The organism is Erythrobacter oryzae, from assembly GCF_030271515.1.
In the GTDB taxonomy this organism is placed as follows: Bacteria; Pseudomonadota; Alphaproteobacteria; order Sphingomonadales; family Sphingomonadaceae; genus Erythrobacter; species Erythrobacter oryzae.
In genome coordinates this window covers 544,986-570,711 of sequence record NZ_JASCXI010000002.1, presented here as the reverse complement: position 1 = coordinate 570,711, position 25,726 = coordinate 544,986, and the positions used below count along the sequence as shown (strand labels likewise).

General features: G+C 67.2%; 23 protein-coding genes. 11 read left to right on the top strand and 12 right to left on the bottom strand.

Annotated features, from left to right (window positions below; genetic code table 11):
* Positions 1-15 precede the first annotated feature (15 nt).
* Together argS and PFX90_RS07330 are read right to left on the bottom strand one after the other, a co-directional pair.
* The gene (gene argS / locus PFX90_RS07335) at positions 16-1,764 is read right to left on the bottom strand and encodes an arginine--tRNA ligase (RefSeq protein ID WP_285711729.1); all 1,749 of its coding nucleotides are present in this window, start codon (positions 1,762-1,764) and stop codon (positions 16-18) included.
* 201 nt (positions 1,765-1,965) lie between these two features.
* A complete protein-coding gene (locus PFX90_RS07330) occupies positions 1,966-2,616 on the bottom strand; it encodes a hypothetical protein (RefSeq protein ID WP_285711728.1) in 651 nt (216 codons plus the stop codon).
* A gap of 72 nt (positions 2,617-2,688) precedes the next feature.
* Here PFX90_RS07330 and ispH point away from each other — a divergent pair, with 72 nt between their 5' ends.
* From ispH to rnhA, 3 genes are read left to right on the top strand one after another with little or no spacing between them, the layout of a single operon-like run.
* Positions 2,689-3,666: a 4-hydroxy-3-methylbut-2-enyl diphosphate reductase gene (ispH, locus tag PFX90_RS07325; protein ID WP_285711727.1), complete on the top strand. Its 978-nt coding sequence runs from the start codon at positions 2,689-2,691 to the stop codon at positions 3,664-3,666.
* A 15-nt stretch (positions 3,667-3,681) separates the two neighbouring features.
* Positions 3,682-4,653, top strand: a complete 972-nt coding sequence (locus PFX90_RS07320; protein ID WP_285711725.1) for a homoserine kinase — start codon at positions 3,682-3,684, stop codon at positions 4,651-4,653.
* Positions 4,654-4,678: 25 nt separating this feature from the next.
* Complete coding sequence (rnhA, locus tag PFX90_RS07315; RefSeq protein ID WP_273982872.1) at positions 4,679-5,137, top strand: ribonuclease HI; 459 nt, start codon at positions 4,679-4,681, stop codon at positions 5,135-5,137.
* A gap of 143 nt (positions 5,138-5,280) precedes the next feature.
* Here rnhA and PFX90_RS07310 read toward each other — a convergent pair whose 3' ends face one another.
* From PFX90_RS07310 to PFX90_RS07300, 3 genes are all read right to left on the bottom strand, one after another.
* Positions 5,281-5,457 (bottom strand): YegP family protein, encoded by a 177-nt coding sequence (locus PFX90_RS07310; RefSeq protein ID WP_069309665.1) that lies wholly within the window; start codon positions 5,455-5,457, stop codon positions 5,281-5,283.
* Between the two features lie 62 nt (positions 5,458-5,519).
* A complete protein-coding gene (locus tag PFX90_RS07305; protein WP_285711723.1) occupies positions 5,520-6,629 on the bottom strand; it encodes an NAD(P)/FAD-dependent oxidoreductase in 1,110 nt (369 codons plus the stop codon).
* Entirely contained in the window at positions 6,626-7,600 is a 975-nt protein-coding gene (locus PFX90_RS07300; RefSeq protein WP_419180086.1) for an alpha/beta fold hydrolase, read from the bottom strand. Before PFX90_RS07300 ends, PFX90_RS07305 begins: the two co-directional genes overlap by 4 nt.
* 126 nt (positions 7,601-7,726) lie before the next feature.
* Here PFX90_RS07300 and PFX90_RS07295 point away from each other — a divergent pair, with 126 nt between their 5' ends.
* The 7 genes from PFX90_RS07295 to PFX90_RS07265 all read left to right on the top strand — a co-directional run bounded on the left by PFX90_RS07295 (position 7,727) and on the right by PFX90_RS07265 (position 15,232).
* Entirely contained in the window at positions 7,727-8,212 is a 486-nt protein-coding gene (locus tag PFX90_RS07295; protein WP_285711721.1) for an A24 family peptidase, read from the top strand.
* An 89-nt stretch (positions 8,213-8,301) separates the two neighbouring features.
* Positions 8,302-9,423 carry a Flp pilus assembly protein CpaB gene (gene cpaB / locus PFX90_RS07290; RefSeq protein WP_285711719.1) on the top strand — a complete coding sequence of 374 codons (1,122 nt, stop codon included), beginning with the start codon at positions 8,302-8,304 and terminating at the stop codon, positions 9,421-9,423.
* A 41-nt stretch (positions 9,424-9,464) separates the two neighbouring features.
* A complete protein-coding gene (locus tag PFX90_RS07285; protein ID WP_285711717.1) occupies positions 9,465-11,108 on the top strand; it encodes a type II and III secretion system protein family protein in 1,644 nt (547 codons plus the stop codon).
* 33 nt (positions 11,109-11,141) lie between these two features.
* Entirely contained in the window at positions 11,142-11,810 is a 669-nt protein-coding gene (locus tag PFX90_RS07280) for a CpaD family pilus assembly protein (protein ID WP_285711716.1), read from the top strand.
* A 3-nt stretch (positions 11,811-11,813) separates the two neighbouring features.
* The gene (locus tag PFX90_RS07275; protein ID WP_285711715.1) at positions 11,814-13,097 is read left to right on the top strand and encodes a P-loop NTPase family protein; all 1,284 of its coding nucleotides are present in this window, start codon (positions 11,814-11,816) and stop codon (positions 13,095-13,097) included.
* A 134-nt stretch (positions 13,098-13,231) separates the two neighbouring features.
* Positions 13,232-14,203: a type II secretion system F family protein gene (locus tag PFX90_RS07270; protein ID WP_285711714.1), complete on the top strand. Its 972-nt coding sequence runs from the start codon at positions 13,232-13,234 to the stop codon at positions 14,201-14,203.
* 18 nt (positions 14,204-14,221) lie between these two features.
* Positions 14,222-15,232 carry a type II secretion system F family protein gene (locus tag PFX90_RS07265; protein ID WP_285711712.1) on the top strand — a complete coding sequence of 337 codons (1,011 nt, stop codon included), beginning with the start codon at positions 14,222-14,224 and terminating at the stop codon, positions 15,230-15,232.
* A 24-nt stretch (positions 15,233-15,256) separates the two neighbouring features.
* Here PFX90_RS07265 and PFX90_RS07260 read toward each other — a convergent pair whose 3' ends face one another.
* The 4 genes from PFX90_RS07260 to PFX90_RS07245 all read right to left on the bottom strand — a co-directional run bounded on the left by PFX90_RS07260 (position 15,257) and on the right by PFX90_RS07245 (position 18,970).
* Positions 15,257-15,730: a MarR family winged helix-turn-helix transcriptional regulator gene (locus PFX90_RS07260; protein ID WP_285711711.1), complete on the bottom strand. Its 474-nt coding sequence runs from the start codon at positions 15,728-15,730 to the stop codon at positions 15,257-15,259.
* Entirely contained in the window at positions 15,723-16,595 is an 873-nt protein-coding gene (locus tag PFX90_RS07255) for a crotonase/enoyl-CoA hydratase family protein (RefSeq protein ID WP_285711710.1), read from the bottom strand. The genes PFX90_RS07260 and PFX90_RS07255 overlap by 8 nt, the downstream gene beginning before the upstream one ends.
* Before the next feature lie 394 nt (positions 16,596-16,989).
* Positions 16,990-17,775, bottom strand: a complete 786-nt coding sequence (locus PFX90_RS07250; RefSeq protein ID WP_285711709.1) for an SDR family NAD(P)-dependent oxidoreductase — start codon at positions 17,773-17,775, stop codon at positions 16,990-16,992.
* Positions 17,776-17,800: 25 nt separating this feature from the next.
* Complete coding sequence (locus PFX90_RS07245; RefSeq protein ID WP_285711708.1) at positions 17,801-18,970, bottom strand: acetyl-CoA C-acetyltransferase; 1,170 nt, start codon at positions 18,968-18,970, stop codon at positions 17,801-17,803.
* A gap of 292 nt (positions 18,971-19,262) precedes the next feature.
* Between PFX90_RS07245 and PFX90_RS07240 the strand changes: the two genes are divergently transcribed.
* Complete coding sequence (locus PFX90_RS07240; protein ID WP_285711707.1) at positions 19,263-22,292, top strand: TonB-dependent receptor domain-containing protein; 3,030 nt, start codon at positions 19,263-19,265, stop codon at positions 22,290-22,292.
* Between the two features lie 129 nt (positions 22,293-22,421).
* On the opposite strand, the gene PFX90_RS07235 is transcribed toward PFX90_RS07240, so the two are convergent.
* From PFX90_RS07235 to PFX90_RS07225, 3 genes are read right to left on the bottom strand one after another with little or no spacing between them, the layout of a single operon-like run.
* Complete coding sequence (locus tag PFX90_RS07235; RefSeq protein ID WP_285711706.1) at positions 22,422-24,176, bottom strand: tetratricopeptide repeat protein; 1,755 nt, start codon at positions 24,174-24,176, stop codon at positions 22,422-22,424.
* 57 nt (positions 24,177-24,233) lie between these two features.
* A complete protein-coding gene (locus PFX90_RS07230) occupies positions 24,234-24,791 on the bottom strand; it encodes a hypothetical protein (protein WP_285711705.1) in 558 nt (185 codons plus the stop codon).
* A gap of 54 nt (positions 24,792-24,845) precedes the next feature.
* Positions 24,846-25,571: a 2OG-Fe(II) oxygenase gene (locus tag PFX90_RS07225; RefSeq protein WP_285711704.1), complete on the bottom strand. Its 726-nt coding sequence runs from the start codon at positions 25,569-25,571 to the stop codon at positions 24,846-24,848.
* Between the last annotated feature and the right edge of the window lie 155 nt (positions 25,572-25,726).

Sequence of the window (25,726 nt, the reverse complement as noted above, 5' to 3'; positions counted from 1 at the left end):
CCCCCCTAAGGCAGACTACATGCTCTCGACCGCCTCGACGCCGAGCACGCCGAGACCATTGCGGATCACTTGCCCGATTGCGCTCCCGAGGAAAAGCCTTGCCGCCGTGAGCTGCGCGTCCTGTTCCACGATGAAGCGCTTTTCCGGGCGGTCATTACCGAGGTTCCAGTAGGAATGGAGGTCGGCGGCGAGATCGTAGAGGTAGAAAGCGATCCGGTGCGGCTCGCGCGCCCGGGCCGCCGCCTCGATCTCGCGCGGGAACTGCGCGGCGCGGGCGACCAGCGCCAGCTCCTCGGCCCCGAGCTTGTCCAGCGCAGCGTCCGAAGGTGTGATCCCCAAGTCCGCGGCCTTCCTCAGCGTCGAGCGGATGCGCGCGTGGGCATACTGGACGTAGAAGACCGGATTGTCCTTCGAGGCCTCGACCACCTTGTCGAAGTCGAAGTCCATCTGCGCGTCGGGCTTACGGGTCAGCATGGTGAAGCGCACCACGTCCTTGCCGACCATCTCGACCACATCGGCGAGCGTGACGAAGTTGCCCGCGCGCTTCGACATCTTGAACGGCTGGCCGCCCTTCATCAACTGGACCATCTGGACCAGCTTGACCTCGAACGGCTTGGGCGCCGCGCCATCGGCGCTGGTCAGCGCGGCGACGGCGGCCTTGATGCGCTTGACCGTGCCGGCATGATCCGCGCCCCAGATGTCGACCAGCGCGTCGGCGGTCTGGGCCTTCTGGAAGTGGTATGCGAGATCCGCGCCAAAGTAAGTCCACGCGCCGTTCGACTTCTTGATCGGGCGATCCTGATCGTCGCCGAACCTGGTCGAGCGGAACAGCGGGAGCGAGACCGGCTCCCAGTCTTCCGGCGGGGCCTTGCCCTTGGGGGCTTCCAGCACGCCGTCATAGACAAGATCGTGGTCGCGCAGCCATTGCTCGGCCGCATCGACTTTGCCCGAGGCCTGCAATTCGGCCTCGGAGGAGAAAAGGTCGTGCTTGATGCCGAGCGTCGCCAGATCCTCGCGGATCATGTCCATCATCGCCGCGACCGCGCGGGTGCGGAATAGGATCAGCCACTCGGCCTCGGGCGCGGCGGCATATTTGTCACCGAACTCGGCGGCGAGCGCCTCGCCCACGGGCTTGAGATATTCGCCGGGGTAGAGGCCTTCGGGGATGGTGATCGCTTCACCCAGCGCCTCGCGATACCGCATGTGCACCGAGCGGGCGAGGACATCGACCTGCGCGCCCGCGTCGTTGACGTAGTATTCCTTGGTCACCCGGTGCCCGGCGAATTCGAGCAGACCCGCGAGCGCATCGCCCACCACTGCGCCGCGGCAGTGGCCCATGTGCATGGGGCCGGTGGGGTTGGCCGAGACATATTCGACATTGACCATCCGCCCCTCGCCCATCCCTGAGCGGCCATATTCGGCGCCAAGGGCGGCGATGGCGGCGAGCTCGTTCAGCCAGGCAGCGGGGGCGAGGCACAGGTTGATGAAGCCGGGGCCGGCGATTGCGGCGCTGGTGATGCCGGGGTGCTGGCTGAGCTTGGCCGTGATCGCCTCGGCCAGCGCGCGGGGGTTGAGGCCCGCGGGCTTGGCCAGCACCATCGCGGCGTTGGTCGCGAGGTCGCCATGCGAGGCATCGCGCGGCGGCTCGAGCGTGACGTTGGCGAAGCTGGTGCCGGCGGGCAGCAGACCTTCGCCGACCAGCCCGGTCAGCACTTGTTCGATCAGCGCCGCGTAGGCGGCATAGAGGGTTTTCGGTTCGGTCATCGGTTTCTCGTAGCGATGGCGCGGATGATCGCGCGTGCAAAGAAGGAAGCCTAGCCCCGGGTCAAGCCCGGGGTGACGGCAAAATGGAATACCGGTTCGACGCCGGAGGCGTCGCGAGCGCACGCGCGCGAGCCGCAGGTGCCCGTAGCGCAGCGAAGGAACAGCACCGAGGACGGGGGCGCGGAGGCGCCCCCGCAACAATCAGCGCGTCACGTTATACTTCAGCTGCGCCTCGGTCAGCTGGAAGCCAACCAGCATCTCGAAGCGGGTGCGCGCGATCGCCGCCTTGACCTCGGGGTCGGCGAGCGGATCGAGCGCCGCTTCCTCGTCGCCCGCGCGTCGTCGCTTGGTGATCTTCTGGCGGATGTCCTCGGGCAGCGCCGCATCGGCGCGGTTGACGAAGCCGCCCGCCTTGCCGGTCGCCGTCGCGCACTCCTGCCCGTCGGCGAAGGCGAGCGTGACGGTGCCGATACGCTTGGAGACCACCGCGGTCCCGCCGCGCACGACGGTCACGAAATAGGGGAGCTCGACCGTGCGCGCGCCGCGCGTGTCGCTGCGGCGGGCGTTCACGGTGAAAGTCGCCTCGGAATAGATCCTGTCTGCGGTGTCGTTGCAGGTCGCGCGCAGGTTCGTCATCGAAGCGCTCACATCGAGGCTGGCGACGGTGGTGTCGGCGGGGTTCCTGAAGGTGGTGACGTCGCCGGTGTAGTCGGGAATCCCGACCGACGGGCACAGCGTCAGCACGCTGGCGATGCCGACGCCCTGGTCGATCACCAGCTCGCCCTCGTTCGAGCAGGCGGACAGCGCCGCCACGGCGGAAAGGGCAGTAAGGGCGCGCGCGCGAAGCTTCATCAAAGCCGTCCTCGAATTAAACGATCCCGAGCGCCCTAGCGATGACGCGGCGCTTGCGCTAGAGGGGGCGACATGAACGCGCCCTTTCCCGCCGCTGACGCTCCGGCTGCCGAGCTGCCGCCCCTCAACCTCCTGATCGCTGCCCCGCGCGGGTTCTGCGCCGGGGTCGACCGCGCGATCGAGATCGTCGAGAAGGCGCTCGAGCGGTATGGTGCACCGGTCTTCGTGCGCCACGAGATCGTCCACAACAAATATGTCGTGGAGCAGCTGAAGGCCAAGGGCGCGATCTTCGTCAAGGAACTCGACGAAGTGCCGGATGACGCGCCGGTGGTGTTCAGCGCGCACGGCGTGCCCAAGGCGGTTCCGGCCGAGGCCAAGCGCCGCAAGCTGCTCTATGTCGACGCCACCTGTCCGCTCGTCAGCAAGATCCACCGCCAGGCGGAACGCCAGATCGAAAAGGGCCGCCACATCATCTTCATCGGCCACGAAGGCCACCCCGAGGTGATCGGCACCATGGGTCAGGTCGAACCCGGGCAGATGACGCTGGTCGAGACGATCGAGGACGTCGACAAGCTGCCCTTCGATTCCGACGAGGAGCTTGCCTACCTCACCCAGACGACGCTGTCGGTGGACGACACCCGCGAGGTGATCCAGGCGCTGGAGTGGCGCTATCCCAACATCTCGGGGCCTCGGGCAGAGGATATCTGCTATGCCACCTCCAACCGCCAGGCGGCGGTCAAGGAGCTCGCGCATGATTGCGATCTGGTGCTGGTGATCGGCGCGCCCAATTCCTCGAACTCGCTGCGGCTGGTCGAGGTGTCCGAGCGGCTCGGCACCCCCGCCAAGCTGATCCAGCGCGCCTCCGAGATCGACTTTGCTTGGCTCGAAGGCGTCGAGACGCTGGGGCTGACCGCGGGGGCCTCGGCGCCCGAGGTTCTCGTGCGCGAAGTGGTCGCCGCGCTCGCCCAGCGCCGGACGATCCACGAGAAGGAAATCACCGCCACCGTCGAGAAGATGGTGTTCAAGCTCCCGCGCCAGCTGACCGAATAGGGGTTTCGCGGGGGGATGGCCGTCTACACGCACCTCGGCGCGGAGGATCTCGCGCGGCTGATCGGCGAGTATGACGTCGGCGATCTGGTGATGGCCAAGGGCATCGCCGAGGGCGTGTCCAACTCCAACTGGCTGGTCGAGACGACCGGCTCCGGCAATTCCGGCACGCGTTTCATCCTGACGCTCTATGAGCGGCGGATCGACTATGCCGACCTACCCTATTTCCTCGCCCTGCTCGATCACCTTGCGGGCAAGGGCTGCCCGGTGCCGCGCACCATGCACGACCGGAGCGGCGCATCGTGGCGGATGGTCGAGGGCAAGGCGGCGGCGCTGATCGAGTTTCTGCCCGGGGTCTCGCCCACCCGTCCGACTCCGGCGCAGGCGCGCGCGGTCGGGGCGGTGTTGGCGAACCTGCATCTGGCTGCGCAGGATTTCCCCCACACCCGCGCCAACGCGATGGATTTTTCCGCGAGCGCGGCGATTCTCGAGACCTGCGGGGCAGACGCGCTGGCGACGATCGACGCGGGCCTGCCTGCCATGATCGCCGAGGCCCATGCCGCCGCCGCGCTCGACCTGACCGCGCTGCCCGTATCGCAAACCCATGTCGACCTCTTCCCCGACAACGTGCTGATGCTGGGCGACCGGGTGACGGGGCTGATCGACTTCTACTTCGCCTGCACTGGCCCGATGGTGCTCGATCTGGCGGTGACCCATGCCGCGTGGTGCTTCGACGGTGCGAACGCCTATCGCGCGGACTGCGGCGCGGCGCTGGTCGAAGGCTACCAGTCGGTCCGCCGCCTGACACCCGAGGAACGCGCGCTCTTCGCCGATGTCGCCAAGGGGGCGTGCCTGCGCTTCGTCGCCAGTCGCGCCGAGGACTGGCTCGACACGCCCGACGATGCCCTCGTCACCCGCAAGGACCCGATGCAGTTCGCGAGGCGCTGGCAGTTTTACGACCAGCACGGCGCAGGCCTGCTTGCAGGCTGAGGCCGCGCCCGCCAAAGCGGCAGCGATGAAACAGGTCGACATCTTCACCGACGGGGCGTGCAAGGGCAATCCGGGCCCGGGCGGCTGGGCCGCGATCCTGCGCAGCGGCGGGCACGAGAAGGAGCTGGTCGGCGGCGAGCCCGAGACGACCAACAACCGGATGGAGATGACCGCGGTGCTGCGCGGCCTCACCGCGCTGAAGGAACCCTGCGCGGTCACCGTCCACACCGACAGCCGCTATGTGATCGACGGGATGACCCAGTGGATCTTCGGCTGGCAGAAGCGCGGCTGGGTCAACGCTGCCAAGAAGCCGGTCGCCAACGAGGACCTGTGGCGCGAGCTGATCGCGGCGGTGCGGCCGCACAAGGTCTCATGGCAATGGGTGAAGGGCCACGCGGGCCATCCCGAGAACGAACGCGCCGATGCGCTGGCAAGCGAGGAAGCGGTGCGGCAGGCCGATCCGAAGTCCGCCTTCGGGCATTAGGCCTGCCCCCGTCATTGCGAGTGAAGCGGAAGCGAAGCTGGCCTTGGCCAAACAATCCATGAAACAGGCTCGCGCCAAGGCGGAGCGCTCAGGCCATGGGTTGCTTCGTCGCCTTCGGCTCCTCGCAATGACGAGGGAGGAACTCAGCTGTTATCTTCGACCGCGGCGTCGGGGCCGTTCTTCTTGATCGAATCGATCGCGTTCTGAGCGCTCGCCTTGCTCGAATAGCCCTGCGTCGAGAACATCACTTCCGAATTGTACTTGAAGCGCACGCGGAACTCGCCGGCGTTATCCTTGTAGATCTCGAACGTGTGAGCCATCGGTATTCCCTCCTGACGTGGTTAATCCACATTAGGGAAATGCCAGATGGGCGCCGGCTTGCCTAGGCCGATTGTAGCGCTACCGCAAAGCGCGTGGGGGCATAGACGGAGGCGTCGATCCGCGCCGTCATCGCGTCCGCGCCCTGCCCCAGCAGCAGCTGCGCAGCCAGGCGTGCGGCGGCAGGCGCGGTCTGGATGCCGAAGCCGCCCTGCCCTGCGAACCAGAAAAAGCCCTCGGTCCCGGACGCGAAGCCGTAGACCGGCATGCGGTCGGGCGCGAAGCTCCTGAGGCCCGCCCAGCGGCGCTCGACCGCTTCGATCCGCCAGTCGGTGACATTCTGGAAGCGGTCGATGGCGATGGCGACATCGAGTTCTTCGGGCGCGGCATCGCAGGGCTCGGAAGGAATCTCGTCATGGGGCGAGAGCCACAGTCGGCCCGCGTCGGGTTTGAAATAGAAGCTGCCGCCCACGTCGATCACCAGCGGCAGATCGGCCGGGGCCTGCGGGGCGACCCGCAGCACGGCTACCGTGCGACGAAAGGGCGCGATGCCGACAGGATGCACCCCGGCGGCGCGAGCGATCTCGTCGGCCCATGCCCCGGCAGCGTTGACGATGGTGGCGGCGCGGTGCGTGTCGCCGCGCTCGGTGGTGATGGTCCACGCCCCGCTCTCGCGCACAAGCCCCGCGACCCGCGCGCGGCAGGCGATTGCCACCCCGCCGCGCCGGGCAAGGCCGAGGTAATGCTGGTGCAGCCTGGCCACATCGATATCGGCACAGGCCGGCTGGTGCAGCGCCTCGCTCCAAGCGGGGCGGATATGCGGCACGATGTCGGCGAGCGCGGCGGGCGTGAGCCGTTCCAGCGCCACGCCGGTGCCGTCATAGCTGGCGCGGAAGGCATCCATCGCCGCGCGGTCTTCCTCCCGCCCGATATAGAGCGCACCGCGGGGCGTGAGAAAGCCGTGCTCGGCAAGGTATGCGCCCGAAGCGCGGGTAAGCGGCACCACGCCGGGGCCGCCGTAGCACTCCTCCCAGAACGCCGCCGAGCGCCCGGTGGCGTGGTAGCCCGGCGCGTCCTCGGCCTCGAGCAGCAGCACGCGGGCATGGGGCGCGAGTTCGGCAGCAAGGCTCGCGCCCGCCATGCCGGCGCCGATCACGGCGATATCGTGGATCATTGCTGCGGCGCCGCCCGGTCGAGGAAATCGGCGATCTTCGCCATGATCCCGGCGCGCACCGCATCGGTCTCGCGCAGCACCTCGTGATGTGCCTCCTCGCCCAGCGCGAGGAGCTCGCCCTTGGGCAGGCGCGCGGCGGCGCGGATATTGGCGGGGTGGCTGACCAGCTTGTCGATCGCGGTCGAGACGATCAGCACCGGCGCATCTACGCCCTCGAGCGCGCCGGGGGCCTCGAGCATGATCCACGAGGCATAGGCGCGCTCGACCCAGCGCCAGCTGGCCGGGCCCATGACGAGTTCGGGGCGGTGCTCGCGCCACCACATCTCGTCGGCGTAGCGTTCGGGATCGTGGGTGAGGAGGTTGACGCGCTTCGAGGGCGCCTCGCCCGGCTTCTCGCTCCACTTCCATGCCTGCCGCGTGGGATCGCCCACCGCGCACATCGCCTGCGCCACACGGTGGAGCATGGCGAGCGGCAGCGGCGGGCCGTTGACCCCGGTCATCGGCGCGCTCAGCACCACGGCGTCAGGGGCGATGCGCTTTTCGACCAGCGCGCGCAGCACGATATGCCCGCCCATCGAATGCGCGGCGAGGACGTGCGGCCCCGGCGTCTCGGCGGTCCAGCGCTCCCACAAAAGCGCCAGATCGTCGATCCAGATGCCGAAATCCTCGATGTGCCCCGTCACCGCATCCTTGCCGAGCCGCCCCGATCCGGCCTGACCGCGCCAGTCCGAGCCGGTCACCTGCCAACCGGCGCGGTGCCACTCCTCGAGCGTTTCGAGATATTTCTCGTAGAAATCGCCGCGACCGGGGAGAAACAGGATCGAACCGCGCGGGGTGCTGGCCGCGCCCGGCCAGTCGATCCTGCGGACTTTGTGGCCATCGGCGGCGGTCCAGGTGCCCTCGCGCGCGGCGGAGGGAATCGCCCGGCGGTCGATCGGCGAATCGAGAACCGCCGCGCTCACGCCTCGCAAGCTCCCATGCGGGCGCGGAAACCGGAAATCGTGGTTACTATTTGGTAAGTCATAACCTGTAGCAAGTGTCCCATTGAAGGACGGTCTGCGCACGGCGCACGGCCATGCTCCGGGGGACGACGCAAGATGAATACCATTTCCTACGGTCTGCTGATCGGCTTGGCAATTGCGCTGGTCATCGCCGCCTTCACCGACATGCGGCGGCGCCAGATCGACAACTGGCTGAACGCCCTGATCGCCTTGAGCGCGCCTGCCTTCTGGTGGGCGAGCGGGCTCGATCTGTGGCCGGGCGTCGCGATCCAGCTGGGCGTGGCGACGGCGGCGTTCCTCATCCTTGCAGGGCTGTTCGCGCTGAAGGTGATGGGCGGCGGCGACGTCAAGCTGCTGACCGCGCTCGCGCTCTGGGTGCCGCCCTATGTCTTCATGCAGCTGCTGCTGATCATGTCGCTCGCCGGGGGCGCGCTGACGATCGTGCTGGCGGGCTGGCACATCATCCGCGGCGAGCGCGACAAGATCAAGATTCCCTACGGAATCGCCATCGCTTTCGGCGGGCTGTGGGTGCTGTGGGCCAACTATTTGCCCGGCGTCTCCTTCGCCGCGCAGTCCGCATAACCCGATTTTAACCAGTGAAGCCTTACCCACTGCAACCATACCTGCCCGCTAACCAACCCACGGGCCTTTACGAGGGGGCTAATTGAGCCATGGATAGGAAGAAACTGGTTCTGCTGCTCGGCGCGCTGATCATCGCGATCGGGACCGCATTTGCCGCACGCAGCATCTTTGCCGGAGGCGCCGCCCCCGATGCAGAGGCCGCCGCCGTCCCGACCGGGCCGCGCGTTCTGGTCGCCAAGCGGGCTCTGACCGCGGGCACCATCATCACTGCCGACGCGCTGGGCTTCCAGCCCTGGCCCAAGGAGCTGGTGCAGGACGCTTACTTCATCGACGGCGAGGCCGACATGAACAAGCTGCTGGGCACCGTGGTCCGCTTCCCGATCACTGCGGGCGAGCCGGTCACCCAGGGTGCGCTGGTCGCGCCGGGCGATCGCGGCTTCCTTGCTGCGGCGCTTGCTCCGGGCATGCGCGCCGTCACCGTGCCGGTGTCGGCCACCACCGGGGTTGCGGGCTTCGTCTTCGCCGGCGACCGGGTCGACCTCGTGCTGACCCAGACGGTCGATGGCGAGAACGGCACCCAGCCGCTCAAGGCCGCCGAGACCGTGCTGCGCAACCTGCGCGTGCTTGCCACCGACCAGACGGTCGAGAAGACCGTCGACGAGAACGGCAAGACCCAGGTCACCGAATTCCGCACCGTCACGCTCGAAGTGACGCCCAAGATCGCCGAGAAGATTGCCGTCGCGCAGACCATCGGCACGATCAGCCTCGCGCTGCGCTCGATCGCCGACAGCCAGTCGGAGCTCGAACGGGCGGTCGCTGCGGGCGATGTCCAGATCCCGGCGGGCGCCACGCCCGAGCAGGAAGAGCGCATCCTTAAGGCCGCCATGGCGCGCCCGGTGGACAAGGGCACGACCTACTCGACCGGCGGCGATGTGTCGCGCTTCCAGCGCACCACCGTGCCGCCCAAGAACGGTACGCAGCAGGCTGCCCCGTCCTATAGCCCGCCGCCCGCGCCGCGCCGCTCGTCGCCGAGCGACGCCGGAGCCTCGGCCCCGGTCTATCGTGGCCCGAGCGTCCGCGTGACCCGCGGCAAGGAAACCACCGAGGAAAGCGTCCGCTCCGGCACCGGCGCTGTCATCTCCAGCACAGCAACGGGCGTGAAGCGCGCCGGGCAGACCCTGCCCAGCGCCGGTGCGACCGTGGTCTTCTGAGGACCCGAGACATGTCGATCAAACCCGAGGGGGGTCAACCCATGACACGCAAGTTCAAGCTCAAGCTGCTGGTGGCCGCGATGGCTGCGGTGCCGATGGCGGCGATGCCCGCCACCACCGCGATCGCTCAGCAGGTCGTCCGCCCGTCGCAGGAAATCGTCCTGTCGATCGGCAAGGGCGAGCTGGTGACGGTGCCCGGCACGATGGCCGACGTCTTCGTCGCGAACGAAGAAGTCGCCGACGTCCAGGTGAAGTCGCAGCGCCAGCTCTATGTCTTCGGCAAGTCGGGCGGCGAGACCACGATCTACGCCAGCAACGAACGCGGCGACGTGATCTTCTCGGCCAACATCCGGGTCGGCTCGAACATCGGCAGCATCAGCCAGATGCTCGCGATGGCGATGCCCGACGCCAAGGTGAGCGTCTCGACCATGGGCACCGACACCGTGCTGCTGACCGGCACCGTGGGCGCCCCGGAAGATGCGGCCGAGGCCGAGCGCCTGGTGCAGGCCTTCCTCGGTGAAAAGGCGAATGTCATCAGCCGCCTGCGCACCGCGACCCCGCTGCAGGTCAACCTTCAGGTGAAGGTCGCCGAGGTCAACCGCTCGCTGCTGCGCAGCATCGGCGGCAACCTCCAGACCTTCGACACCACCGGCGGCTTCCGCTTCGGCGTGGGCACCGGCGGCCGCTCGATCGTGACCGGCGAATATGGCCTCGGCGGCCCCTTCGCGACCGGCAACAACATCCTCAACCCGACGATCACCGTGCCGGTGTTCGGCGCCAACGGCCTGCCGGTGTTCAACGCCGACGGCACGCCGGTGACGCAGGAAATCCTCGGCACCGCGGTCAACAGCAACAACGGCACCACCCTGTCGGGCCTCGGCCGCCTGTTCGGGATGGACATGCTGGGCGCGCTCGACCTGTCGGAGCGTCTCGGCCTCGTCTCGACCATCACCGAGCCCAACCTCACCGCGCTCTCGGGCGAAACCGCCACGTTCCTTGCGGGCGGCGAGTTCCCGGTGCCGATCTCGCAGGGCCTCGGCCAGGTGTCGATCGAGTTCCGCCAGTACGGCGTCAGCCTCGCCTACACCCCGACCGTGCTTTCGAACGGCCGCATCTCGATGCGCGTGCGCCCGGAAGTCTCGGAGCTTTCGGCACAGGGCTCGGTGACGCTCAACGGCTTCCAGGTTCCTGCCCTCACCACCCGCCGCACCGAAACGACGGTCGAGCTGGGTTCGGGCCAGAGCTTCATGATCGCCGGCCTGATGAGCGCCAACGCGCAGAACACGCTCGACAAGGCGCCGGGTGTGGGTGACGTGCCGATCCTCGGCAACCTGTTCCGCAGCCGGCAGTTCCGCAAGGGCGAGACCGAGCTGGTGATCATCGTTACCCCCTATCTGGTGAAGCCGGTCGACGCCAAGGACATCAAGCTGCCGACCGACGGTTTCCATACCGCCAACGAGTTCCAGCAGCTGCTCGGCTACAAGGAAAACGCCGGTGTCTCGGGCGAAGCGCGTCCGGGCCCGAGCGCGGCCCAGCCCGAAGCGCCGGCGCCCAAGGTGAGCGAAGCCGATCCGTCTGCGATCGTCCCGAACGGCGAGGAAAAGCCGCGCCGCGCCGAGAAGAAGGCCCGTCGTCCCGAGCGGTCGGCCAAGGCCGATGCGCCCGCCCCCGGTTTCAGCCTCTAACGCGAGAAAGGTGCCAAAATGCCGAATGCACGAATGAACCGGCCGGCCCGCGGGCCCGCCCCCAAGCTCAAGCTCGCTCTCGCGTTGGCGCTGGGCCTCGGCCTTGCCGGTTGCGGCGGGATGCCCGAGAACACGACACTCTACAGCGTCAAGCAGCCGGTGGTCGAGCGCACCAACATGGTGCTCGACGTCAACACCAACGCCTCGGGCCTGCCGCTCTCCGAACAGCAGCGTTTGAACGGCTGGTTCGAGACGATGGACCTTCGCTACGGTGACCGGATCGCGGTCGAGAACCCGAGCCAGAACCCGGCGGTGACCGCCGCGGTGCGCGACCTTGCGGCGCGCTATGGCCTGATGATCAGCGATTCCGCGCCCGTCACGCCGGGCTTCGTCCAGCCGGGCCAGGCGCGTGTCGTCATCACCCGCTCGAGCGCCAGCGTTCCGGGCTGCCCAGACTGGTCGGCCAAGTCCGACATGAACTACACCAACGGCACCAGCCCCAATTTCGGCTGCGCCGTGAACAGCAACATCGCCGCGATGGTCGCCGATCCGCAGGACCTGCTCGAAGGCAAGCAGGGTTCGGGCGAGACCGTGATCGCGACCTCGAACAAGGCGATCTCGACCTATCGTGAAATGGATCCGACCGGCAAGGGTGGTCTCAAGGACGCCGGCGCCGCAGGCTCGGGCGGAGGAGGTAACTAAGCCATGAATGCTCCCTGGAAATCGGGCCTGCCCGGCAACCGCGACCCCTTCTCGGCCTATATCTGCGACGACAACGCGCTCGACGTGCTGCGTCCGGTGGTGATCGAGCTCGGCTGGCAGCCGGAAAAGTGCAACAAGGGCGGCCTGCGCAATGCGGTGCAATCGCTCTCGGTCAGCGCCTCGCCGGCGATCCTCGTGGTCGACCTGTCGGAAAGCGGCGATCCGCTCAACGACATCAACGCCCTCGCAGAAGTGTGCGAGCCGGGCACGGTGGTGATCGCCATCGGCCAGGTCAACGACGTGCGCCTCTATCGCGATCTGCTCGCGAGCGGGATCCACGACTACCTCCTGAAGCCGCTCTCGCCGCAGGCCGTGCATGATGCCCTGAACCAGGCGCTCGCGGTGTTCATGAGCCCCAAGGCGGGTGACGGTGACGGCACCAAGCGCCACATCTCGACCGCAATCGTGGGAACGCGCGGCGGCGTGGGTGCCTCGACCCTGGCGACCTCGCTCGCCTGGCTCTTCTCCGAGGCACACAAGGCCCCGACCGCGCTGCTCGATCTCGACGTGCACTTCGGGACCGGCGCGCTGGCGCTCGATCTCGAGCCCGGCCGCGGCCTCACCGACGCGATCGAGAACCCGAGCCGCATCGACCCATTGTTTATCGAACGCGCCATGGTGCGCGCCGGTGACAACCTGTCGATCCTCTCGGCCGAAGCTCCGATCAACCAGCCGCTGATGACCGATGGTTCGGCCTTCGTGCAGCTGGAGGACGAGTTCCGTCAGGCCTTCGAGATGACGGTCATCGACCTGCCGCGCAACATGCTCATCAACTTCCCGCAGCTGCTGGCTGACGTGAACCTGGTGGTGCTGACCTGCGAGCTCACCCTCGCCTCGGCGCGTGACACGATCCGCATCCTTTCGTGGCTCAAGTCGAACGCTTCGCACGCTCACCCGATGATCGTGGCCAACAAGGTCCAGCCGAGCCTGTCGGAGATCAGCAAGGCCGATTTCGAGGCCTCGATCGAGCGCAAGGTCGATTTCGTGATCCCCTACGACATCAAGGCGGCCTCGAATGCGGCCAAGCTGGGTCAGGTGTTCGTCGATGCCAACCGCTCGAGCAAGGCGACCGCGGCAATCCGCCAGATCGCCGAGCGCGTGATCGGTGCGAGCGCCGACGATCTGCCGGCGGCGGGCGGCGGCGACAAGAAGTCGCTGCTCGGCAACTTCGACTTCAAGTCGATGCTCGCCAAGAAGCCGAAGGTCGATCTGACCAAGGCCGACTGATCGCCGCATGGCCGGTGGCAGGCGGGGCAAGGCGAAAGCCCCCCGCCCGCCCCGGCCGCGGCACCCCGCCCCCGGGCGGACTTTGAGGACAGGAACCCGCCGCTTCCCGGCGGCGCGAGGCAGGAAACGACAGCATGGACTTTTTCCAAACCCTGCTCATCACGCTGGTGATCTTCGCCGTGCTGGTCGCGGGCTATGCGGTCATCGCCGGGTCGGGCGTCTCCAAGGCGCAGAAGCGCCGGATGCAGGCGGTGCGCTATCGCCACTCCGAGAGCCTCGATGCCAAGGTCGATGCGCAGTTCAAGCGCGCGGTCGCCGCACGCAAGCCCAAGACCTACAAGGTCGCCGGCTCCGGCTCGCGCATGGAAGCGCTGCAGATGCGCCTCAACCGCACCGGCAAGAGCTGGACGGTCTCGCAATATCTCTACATCTCGGCCGGGCTGTCGATCGGGCTGGCAGTGCTGGTCTTCGTGCTCAGCCGGGCGCCGGTGCTGTCGCTGGGTGTCGGGCTGTTCGTGGGCGCGGGGCTGCCGCACCTGGTGGTCGGCTACCTCATCAACCGCCGCACCAACCAGTTCATCAACAAGTTCCCCGACGGCATCGAGCTGCTTGTGCGCGGCCTGCGCTCGGGTCTGCCGGTGACCGAGACGCTCGGCATCGTATCGAGCGAAGTGCCGGGCCCCGTCGGCTATGAATTCAAGAGCGTGATCGACCGCATCAAGGTCGGCAAGACCATGGAGGACGCGCTCCAGGACACCGCCGACAAGCTCGGGATCGCCGAATTCAACTTCTTCACGATCACGCTGGCGATCCAGCGCGAGACCGGGGGCAACCTTGCCGAAACGCTCTCGAACCTCGCCGACGTGCTACGCAAGCGCGCGCAGATGAAGCTCAAGATCCGCGCGATGAGCTCGGAATCCAAGGCCTCGGCCTATATCGTCGGCTCGCTGCCGTTCCTCGTGTTCGGCGCGATCTTCTACATCAACCCGAACTACATGTACCCCTTCTTCACCGACGATCGCCTGATCGTCGCCGGGCTGGGCGCGGGCGTGTGGATGGGCCTTGGCGTGTTCATCATGGCCAAGATGGTCAACTTCGAGATCTGAGGCGGGGGCACGAGTACCATGATCGATCAACCCTCAGGACCCACGCTGCTCGGCTTCGACGTCATCCTCGTCGGAACCTTGCTCGTCGGCATGGCCGCCTTTGCGACCCTGCTGGCGATCTATGCAGCCGTCACCATCCGCGATCCCATGGCCAAGCGCGTCAAGGCGCTCGAGGGGCGGCGCGAGCAATTGAAGGCGGGGATTGTCACTTCGGCCTCCAAGAAGCGCACCAGCCTGGTCCGCCGCACCGACACGACCGACAAGGTCAAGAACAGCCTCGACCGGTTCAACGTCCTTCAGGACAGCCAGATCAAGACCATCCAGCAGAAGCTGGCGCATGCGGGCTACCGTAACAAGGAACTCGCGGTGCTGATCATCGGCATGCGCGCGATCGCGCCGATCGTAGTCGGCGGGATCATGGGCCTCTTGATCTATGTCGTCGAATTCTGGCCCGACTGGGGCCCGATGACCCGGCTCGGCGCCTTCGCGATGTCAGTGTTCCTGTCCTACAAGGGCCCGGAACTCTACCTCAGCAACAAGGCGACCAAACGCACCAAGGAAATCCAGAAGGGCCTGCCCGATGCGCTCGACCTTCTGGTGATCTGCGCCGAGGCCGGTCTCACGGTCGACGCCTCGTTCAACCGCGTCGCCAAGGAACTGGGCCGCGCCTATCCCGAACTGGGCGACGAATTCGCCCTGACCGCGATCGAACTCTCGTTCCTCAACGAGCGGCGCCTGGCGTTCAACAACCTCGCCTACCGTGTCAATCTCGAGGCGGTGAAGGGCGTGGTCACCACCATGGTCCAGACCGAACGTTACGGCACCCCGCTCGCCTCGGCGCTGCGCGTGCTCTCGGCCGAATTCCGCAACGAGCGCATGATGCGCGCCGAGGAGAAGGCCGCGCGTCTGCCCGCGATCATGACCGTGCCGCTGATCGTGTTCATCCTTCCGACGCTGTTCGTCGTCATTCTCGGTCCTGCGGCCTGTTCGATCAGCGACAACCTCGTCAACTCGAACGTCGGCAAATAACGACCCGGGACGGCCGGAGCGGGATCAGTCCTGCTCCGGCCCTTCGGGTGCCGGGCCGCCGAGCCGCTCCGCCCGCGCCCTCAGCCGCGCCAGCAGATCGCGCAGCTCCGCCTCCTCCACTTCGCCGAAGCCTTCGAGCAGCTCGCGCTCGGTCGCGCGCGCCAGCGGCATAACCTCGGCATGGATCGCGCGGCCCTCGGCGGTCAGCGCCAGGAGGTGCGAGCGGCCATCCCCGGGATTGGGCACGCGCGCGATAAGCCCACGGTCTTCCAGCACCTTGACCGCCCGGTTGACCGCGACCTTGTCCATCACCGTCGCCGCCGTCAGCGCGCGCTGCGTCATGGTGCCCGCATCGCCCAGCACGGCCATCACCCGCCATTCGGGGATCTTGAGGCCGAACCGCTTGCGATAGCGCTCGGCGATCAGGCTGCTGACCGCGTTGGAGGTGACCGAAAGCTGGTAGGGCAAGAAGCCCGCCAGCTCGCCTTCCTCACTCATAGGGCCGCTCGTCCCACCACGGGTAGAAGTCGGGCATGTCGGCGCTGACCTTGCCGGGATACATGGCGCGGCGCTTCTCGAGGAAGCTGGCGATGCCTTCCTTGGCATCGGCGCCGCGGCTGAGACGGTAGATCGCGCGGCTGTCGATCTTGTGAGCCTCCATCGGGTGGTCGGCGCTCATCAGCCGCCACATCATCGCCCGCGTCATCGCGACCGAGATGGCCGAGGTGTTATCGGCAATCTCGCGCGCCAGCGTCTGCGCCGCGTAGAGCAGGTCATCGGGCGCGTGGATCGAACGCACGAGGCCGCCCGCCCTCGCTTCCTCGGCATCGAAGATTCGCCCCGTATAACACCACTCCAGCGCCTGCTGGATGCCGACGATGCGCGGCAGGAACCAGCTCGAGGCGGCCTCGGGCACGATCCCGCGGCGGGCGAAGACGAAGCCGTAGCGCGCGGTGCTGCTCGCAAGGCGGATGTCCATGGCAAGCTGCATCGTCGCGCCCACGCCCACGGCAACCCCATTGCAGGCGCTGATCAGCGGCTTCTTCGATTCGAACAGGCGCAGGGTCAGCAAGCCCCCGCCGTCGCGGACCTTGGGATCGGACAGGTCGGCAACCTCGGTCGGATCGGAGAACACCTGCCCGCCCCCCTCGGGCGTCAGGTCCGCGCCCGCGCAGAAGGCCCGCTCGCCGCTGCCGGTGAAGATCACCGCGCGCACCGCGTCGTCGGCATCGATGTCGTCCATCGCCGCCATGATCTCCTCGCCCATGGTGCGGGTATAGGCGTTCATCTTGTCGGGCCGGTTGAGCGTGATGGTGGCGATCCCATCGGCCTTGGCGACGATGATCTGGGTGTATTGGTGCATGGCGGATCCCTCTCCTTGATTGTCCCCGTGATGCCACGAAGGCAGCAAAAGGAAACCCCCGCAAAAGCGATGACGATGCGGCTGCGTTCACGAGCGGATCGCATGTCCCGCCGCGCGCGCCGGGCATTCACTTAACTTTAGTTAGATTTTAAGATTGCGCAGGCACCTCAACGTGTGACAGAGCGGCCAGGCATCCTCTCCCCTCCCGGCTCCGGGAGGCGAGCGGGGCCGCAAGGCTCCGGTCGGAGAGGTCGGCCGGCTGGGCACGACCTCTCCGACATCCGGGCGCACCGTAAAGCAAAGGGCCCTCCCCGCGCCGACCGCGGAGAGGGCCCTTCCGGTATCGAGATGGCGGCGCCAGCTTAGCGCGGGGCCATCCGGCCACCCCTCGCGATCAGCGAGGGGCCATGCGGATCGCGCCGTCGAGGCGCACGTCCTCGCCGTTGAAATAGCCGGTCTCGATCATGGTCATGGCGAGCTTGGCATATTCCACCGGCATGCCGAGGCGCTTGGGGAACGGCACCGAGGCGGCCAGCGCGTCGCGCACGTTCTGCGGCGCAGCGGCGAGCAGCGGGGTGTCGAAGATGCCCGGCAGGATGGTGTTGACGCGGATGCCCTCGTTCATGAGGTCGCGCGCGATGGGGAGGGTCATGCCGATCACGCCCGCCTTCGATGCCGAATAGGCCGCCTGTCCGATCTGGCCGTCCTCGCCCGCCACGCTCGCGGTGTTGACGATCGCCCCGCGCTCGCCGAACTCGTCGAGCGGATCGAGGGTCATCATCCCCGCCGCCGACTTGGCGATGCAGCGGAAGGTGCCGATCAGGTTGACCTGAATGACGAAATCGAAGGCCGAGATGGGAAAGTGCTTGATCGAGCCGTCTTCCTTCGAGCGGCTGGCGGTCTTGATCGCGTTGCCGATCCCGGCGCAGTTCACCAGAATGCGCTCCTGCCCGTGGGCCGCGCGCGCCTTGGCGAAGCCGGCGTCGACGTCCTCGTCCTTGGTCACGTTGACTAGGCAGAACACGCCGCCGATTTCCGCGGCGAGCGCTTCGCCCTTCTCGGCGTTCATGTCGAAGATCGCGACCTTCGCGCCCTTTGCGGCGAGCGCGCGCGCGGTGGCCGCGCCAAGGCCCGAGGCCCCGCCGGTGACGACCGCGGGGGTATTGGCTGAAACTTCCATGGTTCTTCCTCTCAGGTAAGGGGGATCAGAGCGCCTCGATGATGGTGACGTTGGCGACGCCGCCGCCTTCGCACATCGTCTGGAGGCCGTATTTCTTGCCGCGCGCGCGCAGCGCGTGGACGAGCGTTGCCATCAGCTTGGTGCCGCTCGCGCCGAGCGGGTGGCCGAGCGCGATCGCGCCGCCGTTGACGTTGAGCTTGGACGGGTCGGCGCCGGTGTGCTTGAGCCAGGCGAGCGGCACCGAGGCGAAGGCTTCGTTGACTTCGAACAGATCGATGTCGTCGATGGTCATGCCGGCGCGCTGCAGGGCGCGGTCGGTCGCGAACAGCGGCTCTTCGAGCATGATCACCGGATCGCCCGCAGTGACGGTGAGGTTGTGGATGCGCGCCAGCGGGGTGAGGCCGTGGGCCTTCAATGCCGCCTCGGACACCACCAGCACCGCCGACGAGCCGTCGCAGATCTGGCTCGAGGAGGCCGCGGTGATCGCGCCATCGGGCGAGAGCAGCTTGACGCCCGAAATGCCCTCGAGCGTCGCATCGAAGCGGATGCCTTCATCAACGGTGTGCATCTGCGTGCCCTCGGGCGTCTCGATCTCGACGCCGACGATCTCGCGCTCGAACGCCCCGCCCTTGGTAGCGGCAATCGCCTTCTCGTGGCTGGAGAGGGCGAAGCGGTCGAGATCGTCCTTGGTGAAGCCGTGCTTCTTGACGATCATCTCGGCGCCCATGAACTGGCTGAAGTTGATGCCGGGGAACTTCTCCTCGAGGCCCGCCGCCTTCTGGAGCAGGCCTTCTTTCATGTGCAGGGTGACGTTAGAGCCCATGGGCACGCGGGTCATGCTCTCGACGCCGCTGGCGATGACCACGTCCTGCGTCCCGCTCATCACCGCCTGCGCGGCGAACTGGATCGCCTGCTGGCTCGATCCGCACTGGCGGTCGATGGTGACCGCCGGGGTCGACTGGGGGAGCAGCTTCGACGCCAGCACGCCCATGCGGCCGACCTGAAGCGCCTGCTCGCCCGCCTGGCTGACGCAGCCGGTGACGACATCGTCGATCGCCTTGGGGTCGATTCCCGAGCGCTCGACGATCGCATCCAGCGACTTTGCCAGGAGATCGACCGGGTGCACGCCGGCCAGACGCCCGCCCCGGCGACCGCCCGCGGTGCGGACGGCTTCGACAATATATGCAGTGCTCATGATCTCTCCCGAAAATGCCTTCCGTTTGCGTAAACGTTAGCACCGGGACGGGGCAGGTCAAGCGAGCGCGCGAGCCCCCTGTCAAATCCGTCATGTCTCGGTGTTGCAACATTGACACAGAATTTCGCCAAACGGGGCGAACAGGCGCGTTTTCGTTTGCGACAATTGCTTATGTTGGAGCATTTCGGTCGCAGACGCAGGGGTGAAGGCCGTCCAAACGGCCCGCCAACGTGCGATCTATACACCAGATTGCTCCGGCTCCCGGCCGGACGAACAGGGGACTAAACCACACATGAGAAAGACTTCGATCCTGAAGGCTGGCACTGCACCGATCGCGCTCGGTCTGATGCTCGCCGCTGCGCCTGCTTTCGCGCAGGACCAGACCGATTCCGAAGAGGCGGAAGCGCCGGCCAACATCATCGTCACCGGTTCGCGCATCGCGCGTCCTGACCTCGACGCGCCGAGCCCCGTCACGGTCGTGACCGCCGAGCAGATCCAGCTCACCGGCACCCAGACCCTCGAAACCCTGCTCAACGACCTTCCGCAGGTCGTCCCGGGTGCGACCACCTCGTCGAACAACCCCTCGGGCACCTTCGGCACGATCGACCTTCGCGGCCTTGGCCCGCAGCGTACCCTGATCCTGCTCAACGGCGAGCGTCTGCCCCCGTCGACCACGACCGGCGTTGTCGACATCTCGCTGATCCCCGTCCAGCTGATCCGTCAGGTCGAAGTGGTGACCGGCGGTGCGTCGGCGGTGTACGGTTCGGACGCCATCGGCGGCGTCGTGAACTTCGTTCTGGCTGACGACTTCGAAGGCGTCGAGCTGACCGGCCAGTACGGCATCAACGAAGACGGCCGCGGCAACGAATACTCCTACGGCATGGTGGTCGGCGGCAACTTCGCTGACGGTCGCGGCAACCTCGTCGTGTCGGCCAACTACTACAACCGTGAAGCGATCAGCACCAACGCTTACGACTTCACCCGCATTTCGGGCACGACCCTCTACGATCCGGCCACCCAGGAAGTCTATCTGGCTCTCACGCCCGACGATGTCCGTCCCGGCTCGACCTACACCGGCCTTGGCGGCGGCGGCTCGGCCACCGGCCCGTGGGGCAGCGTGAGCGCCCTCACCGGCAACCCCTTCCGCAACCTGTCGACCCTGCTGCCCGACCAGTTCGCTGCAGCCAACACCGACTGTAATGCTGCGACCCCGGGCGTTGCGGTCAACACCGGTGCCCTTTCGTTCAACGACCAGGGCGCACTGACCCCGAACTTCACCAGCCTCGGTTCGGGCGCACTCACCGGCGCGACGGGCAGCTTCTGCGGCCTGCCGATCCGTTCGATCGGTTCGTCGCGCTACAACTTCGCGCCGGACAACCTCAACCAGCTGGCGTATGACCGTTACAACTTCGTCACGGTCGGCTCGTACGAGTTCTCGGACAAGACCCGTCTGAACGTGTTCGGTGCCTACACCGAATCGCGCCTGCAGCAGCAGCTCGCGCCGACCCCGGCGCAGGCTCCGGCGACCGGCTTCACGATCGACCCGACCCGTGCGCAGTTCATCCCGGCCGATCTTCGCATCGCCCTGAACTCGCGCGTCAATCCGGATGGTGCGTTCGTCTACAACCGTCGCTTCAACGAAACCGGCCCGCGCGTCGGCACCATCGAATCCCGCAACATCAACGCGCGTGCGATCCTCGAGCACGACATCAACGAAAAGTGGACCGCGAACGCGATCTTCAGCTGGGGCCGCAACTCGCTGGATACCCGTGCCGTCGGCAACGTGAACCGCACCGCCGTCGAACAGGGCGTGAATGGCTGCCGCAACGCCGCTGGCGTGGTGAACGGCCCCGGCATCCTGCCGGGTTGCGTCCCGGTGAGCATCTTCGGGCCCAACACCCTGACCCCGGCGATGGTGAACTTCATCCAGACCGACACGCTCGACATCGCCCGCTTCGAGCAGGTTCGTGTCGCTGCCAACCTCACCGGTGAGCTGTTCGAACTCCCCGGCGGTCCGGCTGCGATCGCGGTCGGTGCCGAGCACCGCAAGGACACCGGCAGCTTCATCCCTGACGATGCCAAGCGTCGCGGTGAAATCATCGGCTTCAACGCTGCCAACCCGCAGGTCGGTGGCATCACGGTGAACGAAGTCTACGGCGAAATCCGTCTGCCGGTGCTCGGCGGTGACGGCTTCCCCGATCTGCTCTCGTTCGAAGCCGGTGCGCGCTATTCGGACTACAACACGATCGGCGGGCTGTTCAACTGGAAGGCCGGCGTCGAATTCGCTCCGGTCGAGTGGATCCGCTTCCGCGCCAGCTACAACAAGGCGGCACGCGCTCCGAACGTGACCGAACTGTTCCAGGCCGGTGACCAGGGCTTCCCGCAGGTGACCGATCCGTGCTCGCGCGGCGGTGCGGCGACCGACCCGCGTTCGGCTACCCTGCTGGCTCGTTGCCAGGCTTCGGGTATCCCGGCCGCGAACCTGCCGACCTACACCCAGCAGAACCCCCAGATTCAGTCGTTCGCTTTCGGTCAGGGTGACCTTTCCGAAGAACGCGCCGAAACCTGGACTGCCGGTGCTGTCATCAGCCCCGACTGGTTCCCGCTCGGTCGTCTGAACCTGACTGCGGACTACTATGACATCACCCTGCGTGGTGCCATTCAGGCCCTGTCGGCGCAGTTCTACATCAACCAGTGCTTCACCGCTGCCGTCCAGTCCGATTGTAACCGCATCGTGCGCGGTCCCGACGGTCAGATCGCTTCGGTCAACACCGGCCGCCGCAACAGCCCCGACGCCAACGGTCCGCTGGTCATTCGCGGTATCGACATCGGCGCTGACTGGGTCATTCCGCTGAACGAGATCTTCGGTGGTTCGTCGGATGCACGTCTGCGCTTCAGCAACGTGTTCACCTACACCATGGACTTCATCAACGGCGGCACCAACGTTGTCGGCACCACCGATGGTGGCGGCTTCTCGGGCGTGTCCTCGAAGTTCAAGAACAACCTGACCGCTGCCTACGAAACCGAAGGTTTCACCGGCCAGCTCCGTTGGGTCTATGCCACCGGCGCGCGTGACGATCTGGCGGTGTTCTCGGGTCCGGGCGGCTTCGGCGTGATCCCCGATCTGAGCTACTTCGACCTGTCGCTGCGCACCCGCATCAACGACCGGATCAACCTGACCGGGATCGTCGGCAACCTGTTCGACGAGCGTGCGCCGCTGGTGAACGGCATCTCGGGCGAGCAGTCGAACACCTCGGCCTCGTTCTATGCCAACATCTTCTACGGTCGTAACTTCACGGTCCAGACCAGCATCAGCTTCTGATCCTTCCGGATCACAAGCCTAAGGAAGGGGCGGCTGACTTCGGTCAGCCGCCCTTTTCGTTTGTGTCATGGCGGTGTGCAGCGTGCCGGGAGAACGGGTGGTTGCTTCGGGATGGTGCCCGAGGGCCGCTCAGCGCGGCGCGATGTCGAAGGCGACCGTCAGGCGTTCATGCCCGCCCGCAAAGGGCTTGGTGCCGTGCCACATCGAGGACGGGAACAGCACCAGATGCCCCTCGCGCGGGGTCACGACATGCCGGGGCGCAAGGCCCGTCTGCATCTCCGCGGGCGGCGCGCCCAGGACCAATGCCCCTGCATCCGCTGCTTCGCCTTGCGTCAGCGAGGGCACGACGAGATGCAGCGCGGAACTGATCCACCCCTCGGGATGGATATGCGCCACGTGAAACCCGGCGGTGGTCAGGCGCACCGACCATGACCCGGCAAAGCGGAACGCAGCCGTCTTCCTCCGGTAATAGGGATGCCCGTCATCATCGGGCAGCTCTTCGATGTATTGCGCCACCGCCCGCTCGATCCCCTCGCGCAGGCGGCGGATCACCGGATGCGGGCGCGTGAGCAGCGCGCCGTCGGTCTGCGTTCCGCCGCGCAAACTCTGGTCGGGCGGGTGGGCCTTGGCCACGTGCAAGCTGCGCAAATGGGTCCGCAAGGCCTCCATCTCGCCCGGATCGGCGAGGTCACCCAACGCAATCTGCTGCGCCTGACGCTCGTAATCGTGGAGCCAGAACTCACGCGGATCGCCGCGCAGCCGCCACGCCAGCCCGAGATAGGCGAGCGCGAACTGGTCGAGCGGGTCCTGCTCCACGGCCTGTGCGGCGAGGCTTTCGGCCAGCGCATAGTCGCCGAGCAGGATCGCATTGCGCGCCCGCGTCGTCAGCACGGCTTGCACGGTTCCGGCGGGCGTTTCGCTCAGAGCCCGGAACAGCACCTCCGCCTCGTCCGGCCGGCCCGTCTCTGACAGCACGACCGCGCGGGAATGAACCAGCTGCTCGGACTGGAATCGCTGCGAGGCCGCGTCGATCACTTCGAGCGCTTCTGTATAATCACCATATTTCAGCAGCAGCGATGTCCACTCGAGCCAGACTGCCGGCTCATCGGGAAAATCGGCGGCCAGCTTGCGAAAGCTGCGATACCCGTCCTTTGCCGACCCGTGCTCCCGGGCCAGGCGCGCGAGGCCGCGATGCGCGGGGAAATAGCCCGGGGCAGCGGCGCACAAGCGCTCAAGCTCGGCTTCGGCCGCGGCCCAATCGCCGGAGTCGACCAGAGCTCCGGCCAGCGCATTCACGAATTCGGGCGAATCCCCCAGCGCCGCCCGCCGCGCGCGGTAGAGCGCAACCGCCTCGTCGGCGCGGCCCTGTTCGCGCAGGGTCTGGCCCAGACGGATCACCGTGACCCGGTTGTCCGCGCGGATCGCGAGGGACGTCCGGTAGACGCCCTCCGCCTCGTCAGCGCGGCCTGCCTCGATCAGCAGCGCGCCCAGGGCGTTGAGCAGGTCGGGTGCCCTGGGCTGCCGCTCCAGCGCCGCGCGCAGCAGGGCTTCGGCCTCGGCATGACGGCCCAGCCGGCCCAGCAGGCGGGCGTGGTTGGTGATGCCGGGTGTATAGGTGCTGCCCGCGCTCGCAGCCCGGGCAAAGGCCGCCTCCGCGCTCACCAGATCGCCGCTATCCTCGCGGGCAAGGCCGAGGCTGTTCCACACTTCCGCGCTGGCGAGGCCCAGCGCGATCGCCTGTTCCAGCGCGGCGACCGCACCGGGATTGTCCCCGGCGCGTCGGCGGATCATGCCAGCCAGCTGCCACGCCGCCGCGTTGGCGGGATCGGCTTTGACGGCCTCGGCAATCGCCAGCGCCGCGCCGGCGACGTCGCCCGATTGCATTCTCGCATGGATCGCCGCGAGTTGGCTTGCGCTGGTTACCACGCGGGTGTCGCCGGATCAGCTGCGCCGCTTGATCTTGAAGCCGATGCCGCCGTCGACGCTCGCCTTGAAGCTGCCCAGCGCCGCGCGGCGGATGGTGATCGTCTTTCCGGGCTGCGGCTTGCGGATGTAGGTGGTGTCGGACTGCGCCCACACCGACCCGTCATCGAGCGTGAAGACAAAGCTGCCCGGCTCGCCCGAGAAGGACTTGATGACCCCGGTGATTTCCTTGAGCTCTTCCTTCTCGGCCTCGTCCTTGTCGTCGCCGAACAGGCCGAAGCCCGAGCCGACCAGACCGAACAGCCCGCGCCGGGTGCGGTTCACGTCCTCGCGCGTGACGACGCGCACTTCCTTGTTCTCCTGCGCCTGGGCCAGCGCGGGCACCGCCGCATCGAAGCAGGCGAGGCGCTGCGTCGGATCGGCAATCGCGCGGCAATCGAGCACCTTGGCGAAGACCTCGGGCAGGGGTGCTGCGGGCTTGTCCTGGGCGTCCTGCGCGTGGGCCGTGCCGCCTGCGGCAAGCACGGCGATGGCGGCGGCAAAGGTGCCGGTGAGCAGGCGATGGTGACGGGCCATGGTGTAACACTCTCCCTGTGCAGGCACGCGTCCGGGCCCGGGGCCCGGCTGCTTCTATCTATCCCTGAACCATCCGGTGATGGCAATCCTTCCGGGCACCGCGAAGGGGGCCGTGTAGCTCACCGAATGTGCGCAGGGCACGGCGAAAAGATTGAGGACGTTGAACCGCGGGCGCCAGCCCCACATGATGTCGCCGTTCTCGTCGAAGAACTGGAGATAGCCGCCCCAATCCGGGTGCCAGTCATCGGGCGCGAGGTTGAGCACATAGGCCACGCGCCACGACTGGTCCTTGTGGGCATCGGTGTGCCGGCCGAGGAAATGGTTGGGGGCGAACAAGGTCGCCTGGGCATCGGCCTTGATCAGCTCGGGGATACCGGTGACCTCGCGCACGAGGCCGAGCATCGCCTCGCCGTTCATGCTCTCGATGATCGCCTCGTGCGGGCCGCCGCGGTCCCAGCCTTCGAGATAGGCGGTGAGTATCGGGTAGCTGGCAAAGCGGAAGGCGTAGTTCCCGCCGCGCGCCGCCGCATCGGTGGCGGAACCGGCCTCGGCCGCGCGGGCCTGGCCTTCGGGGGCGGAGAGCAGGCGGTTGGGAATCGTCTGCACCGGCGCGTCCTCGCCCGCCTGCCAAGCCAGCTGCCAGGGCGTGCCCTGAAGCAGCAAGGCGCGCAAGGCTTCGGCGCAGTCGCGGGTCAGCACGCCCGGCACCTGTACGCGGCCGTCGGCCCGGAAACGCGCCGCCAGCGCCTCGCGATCGATCTTCCCGTTCAGTTCCATCATCCGCGCCGCCCGTACTCGCCCGAGCGGCCATCCGCTCCGACCCGCGCGCCTAGCATAGTGCCCTGCTGCCCGCAAAATCCAGCCGCCCGAATGCCGCCCCTACGTCTCAAGCGTTCGCTGGCACGCTCCATCGCCATCCATAATCCATGTTAGCG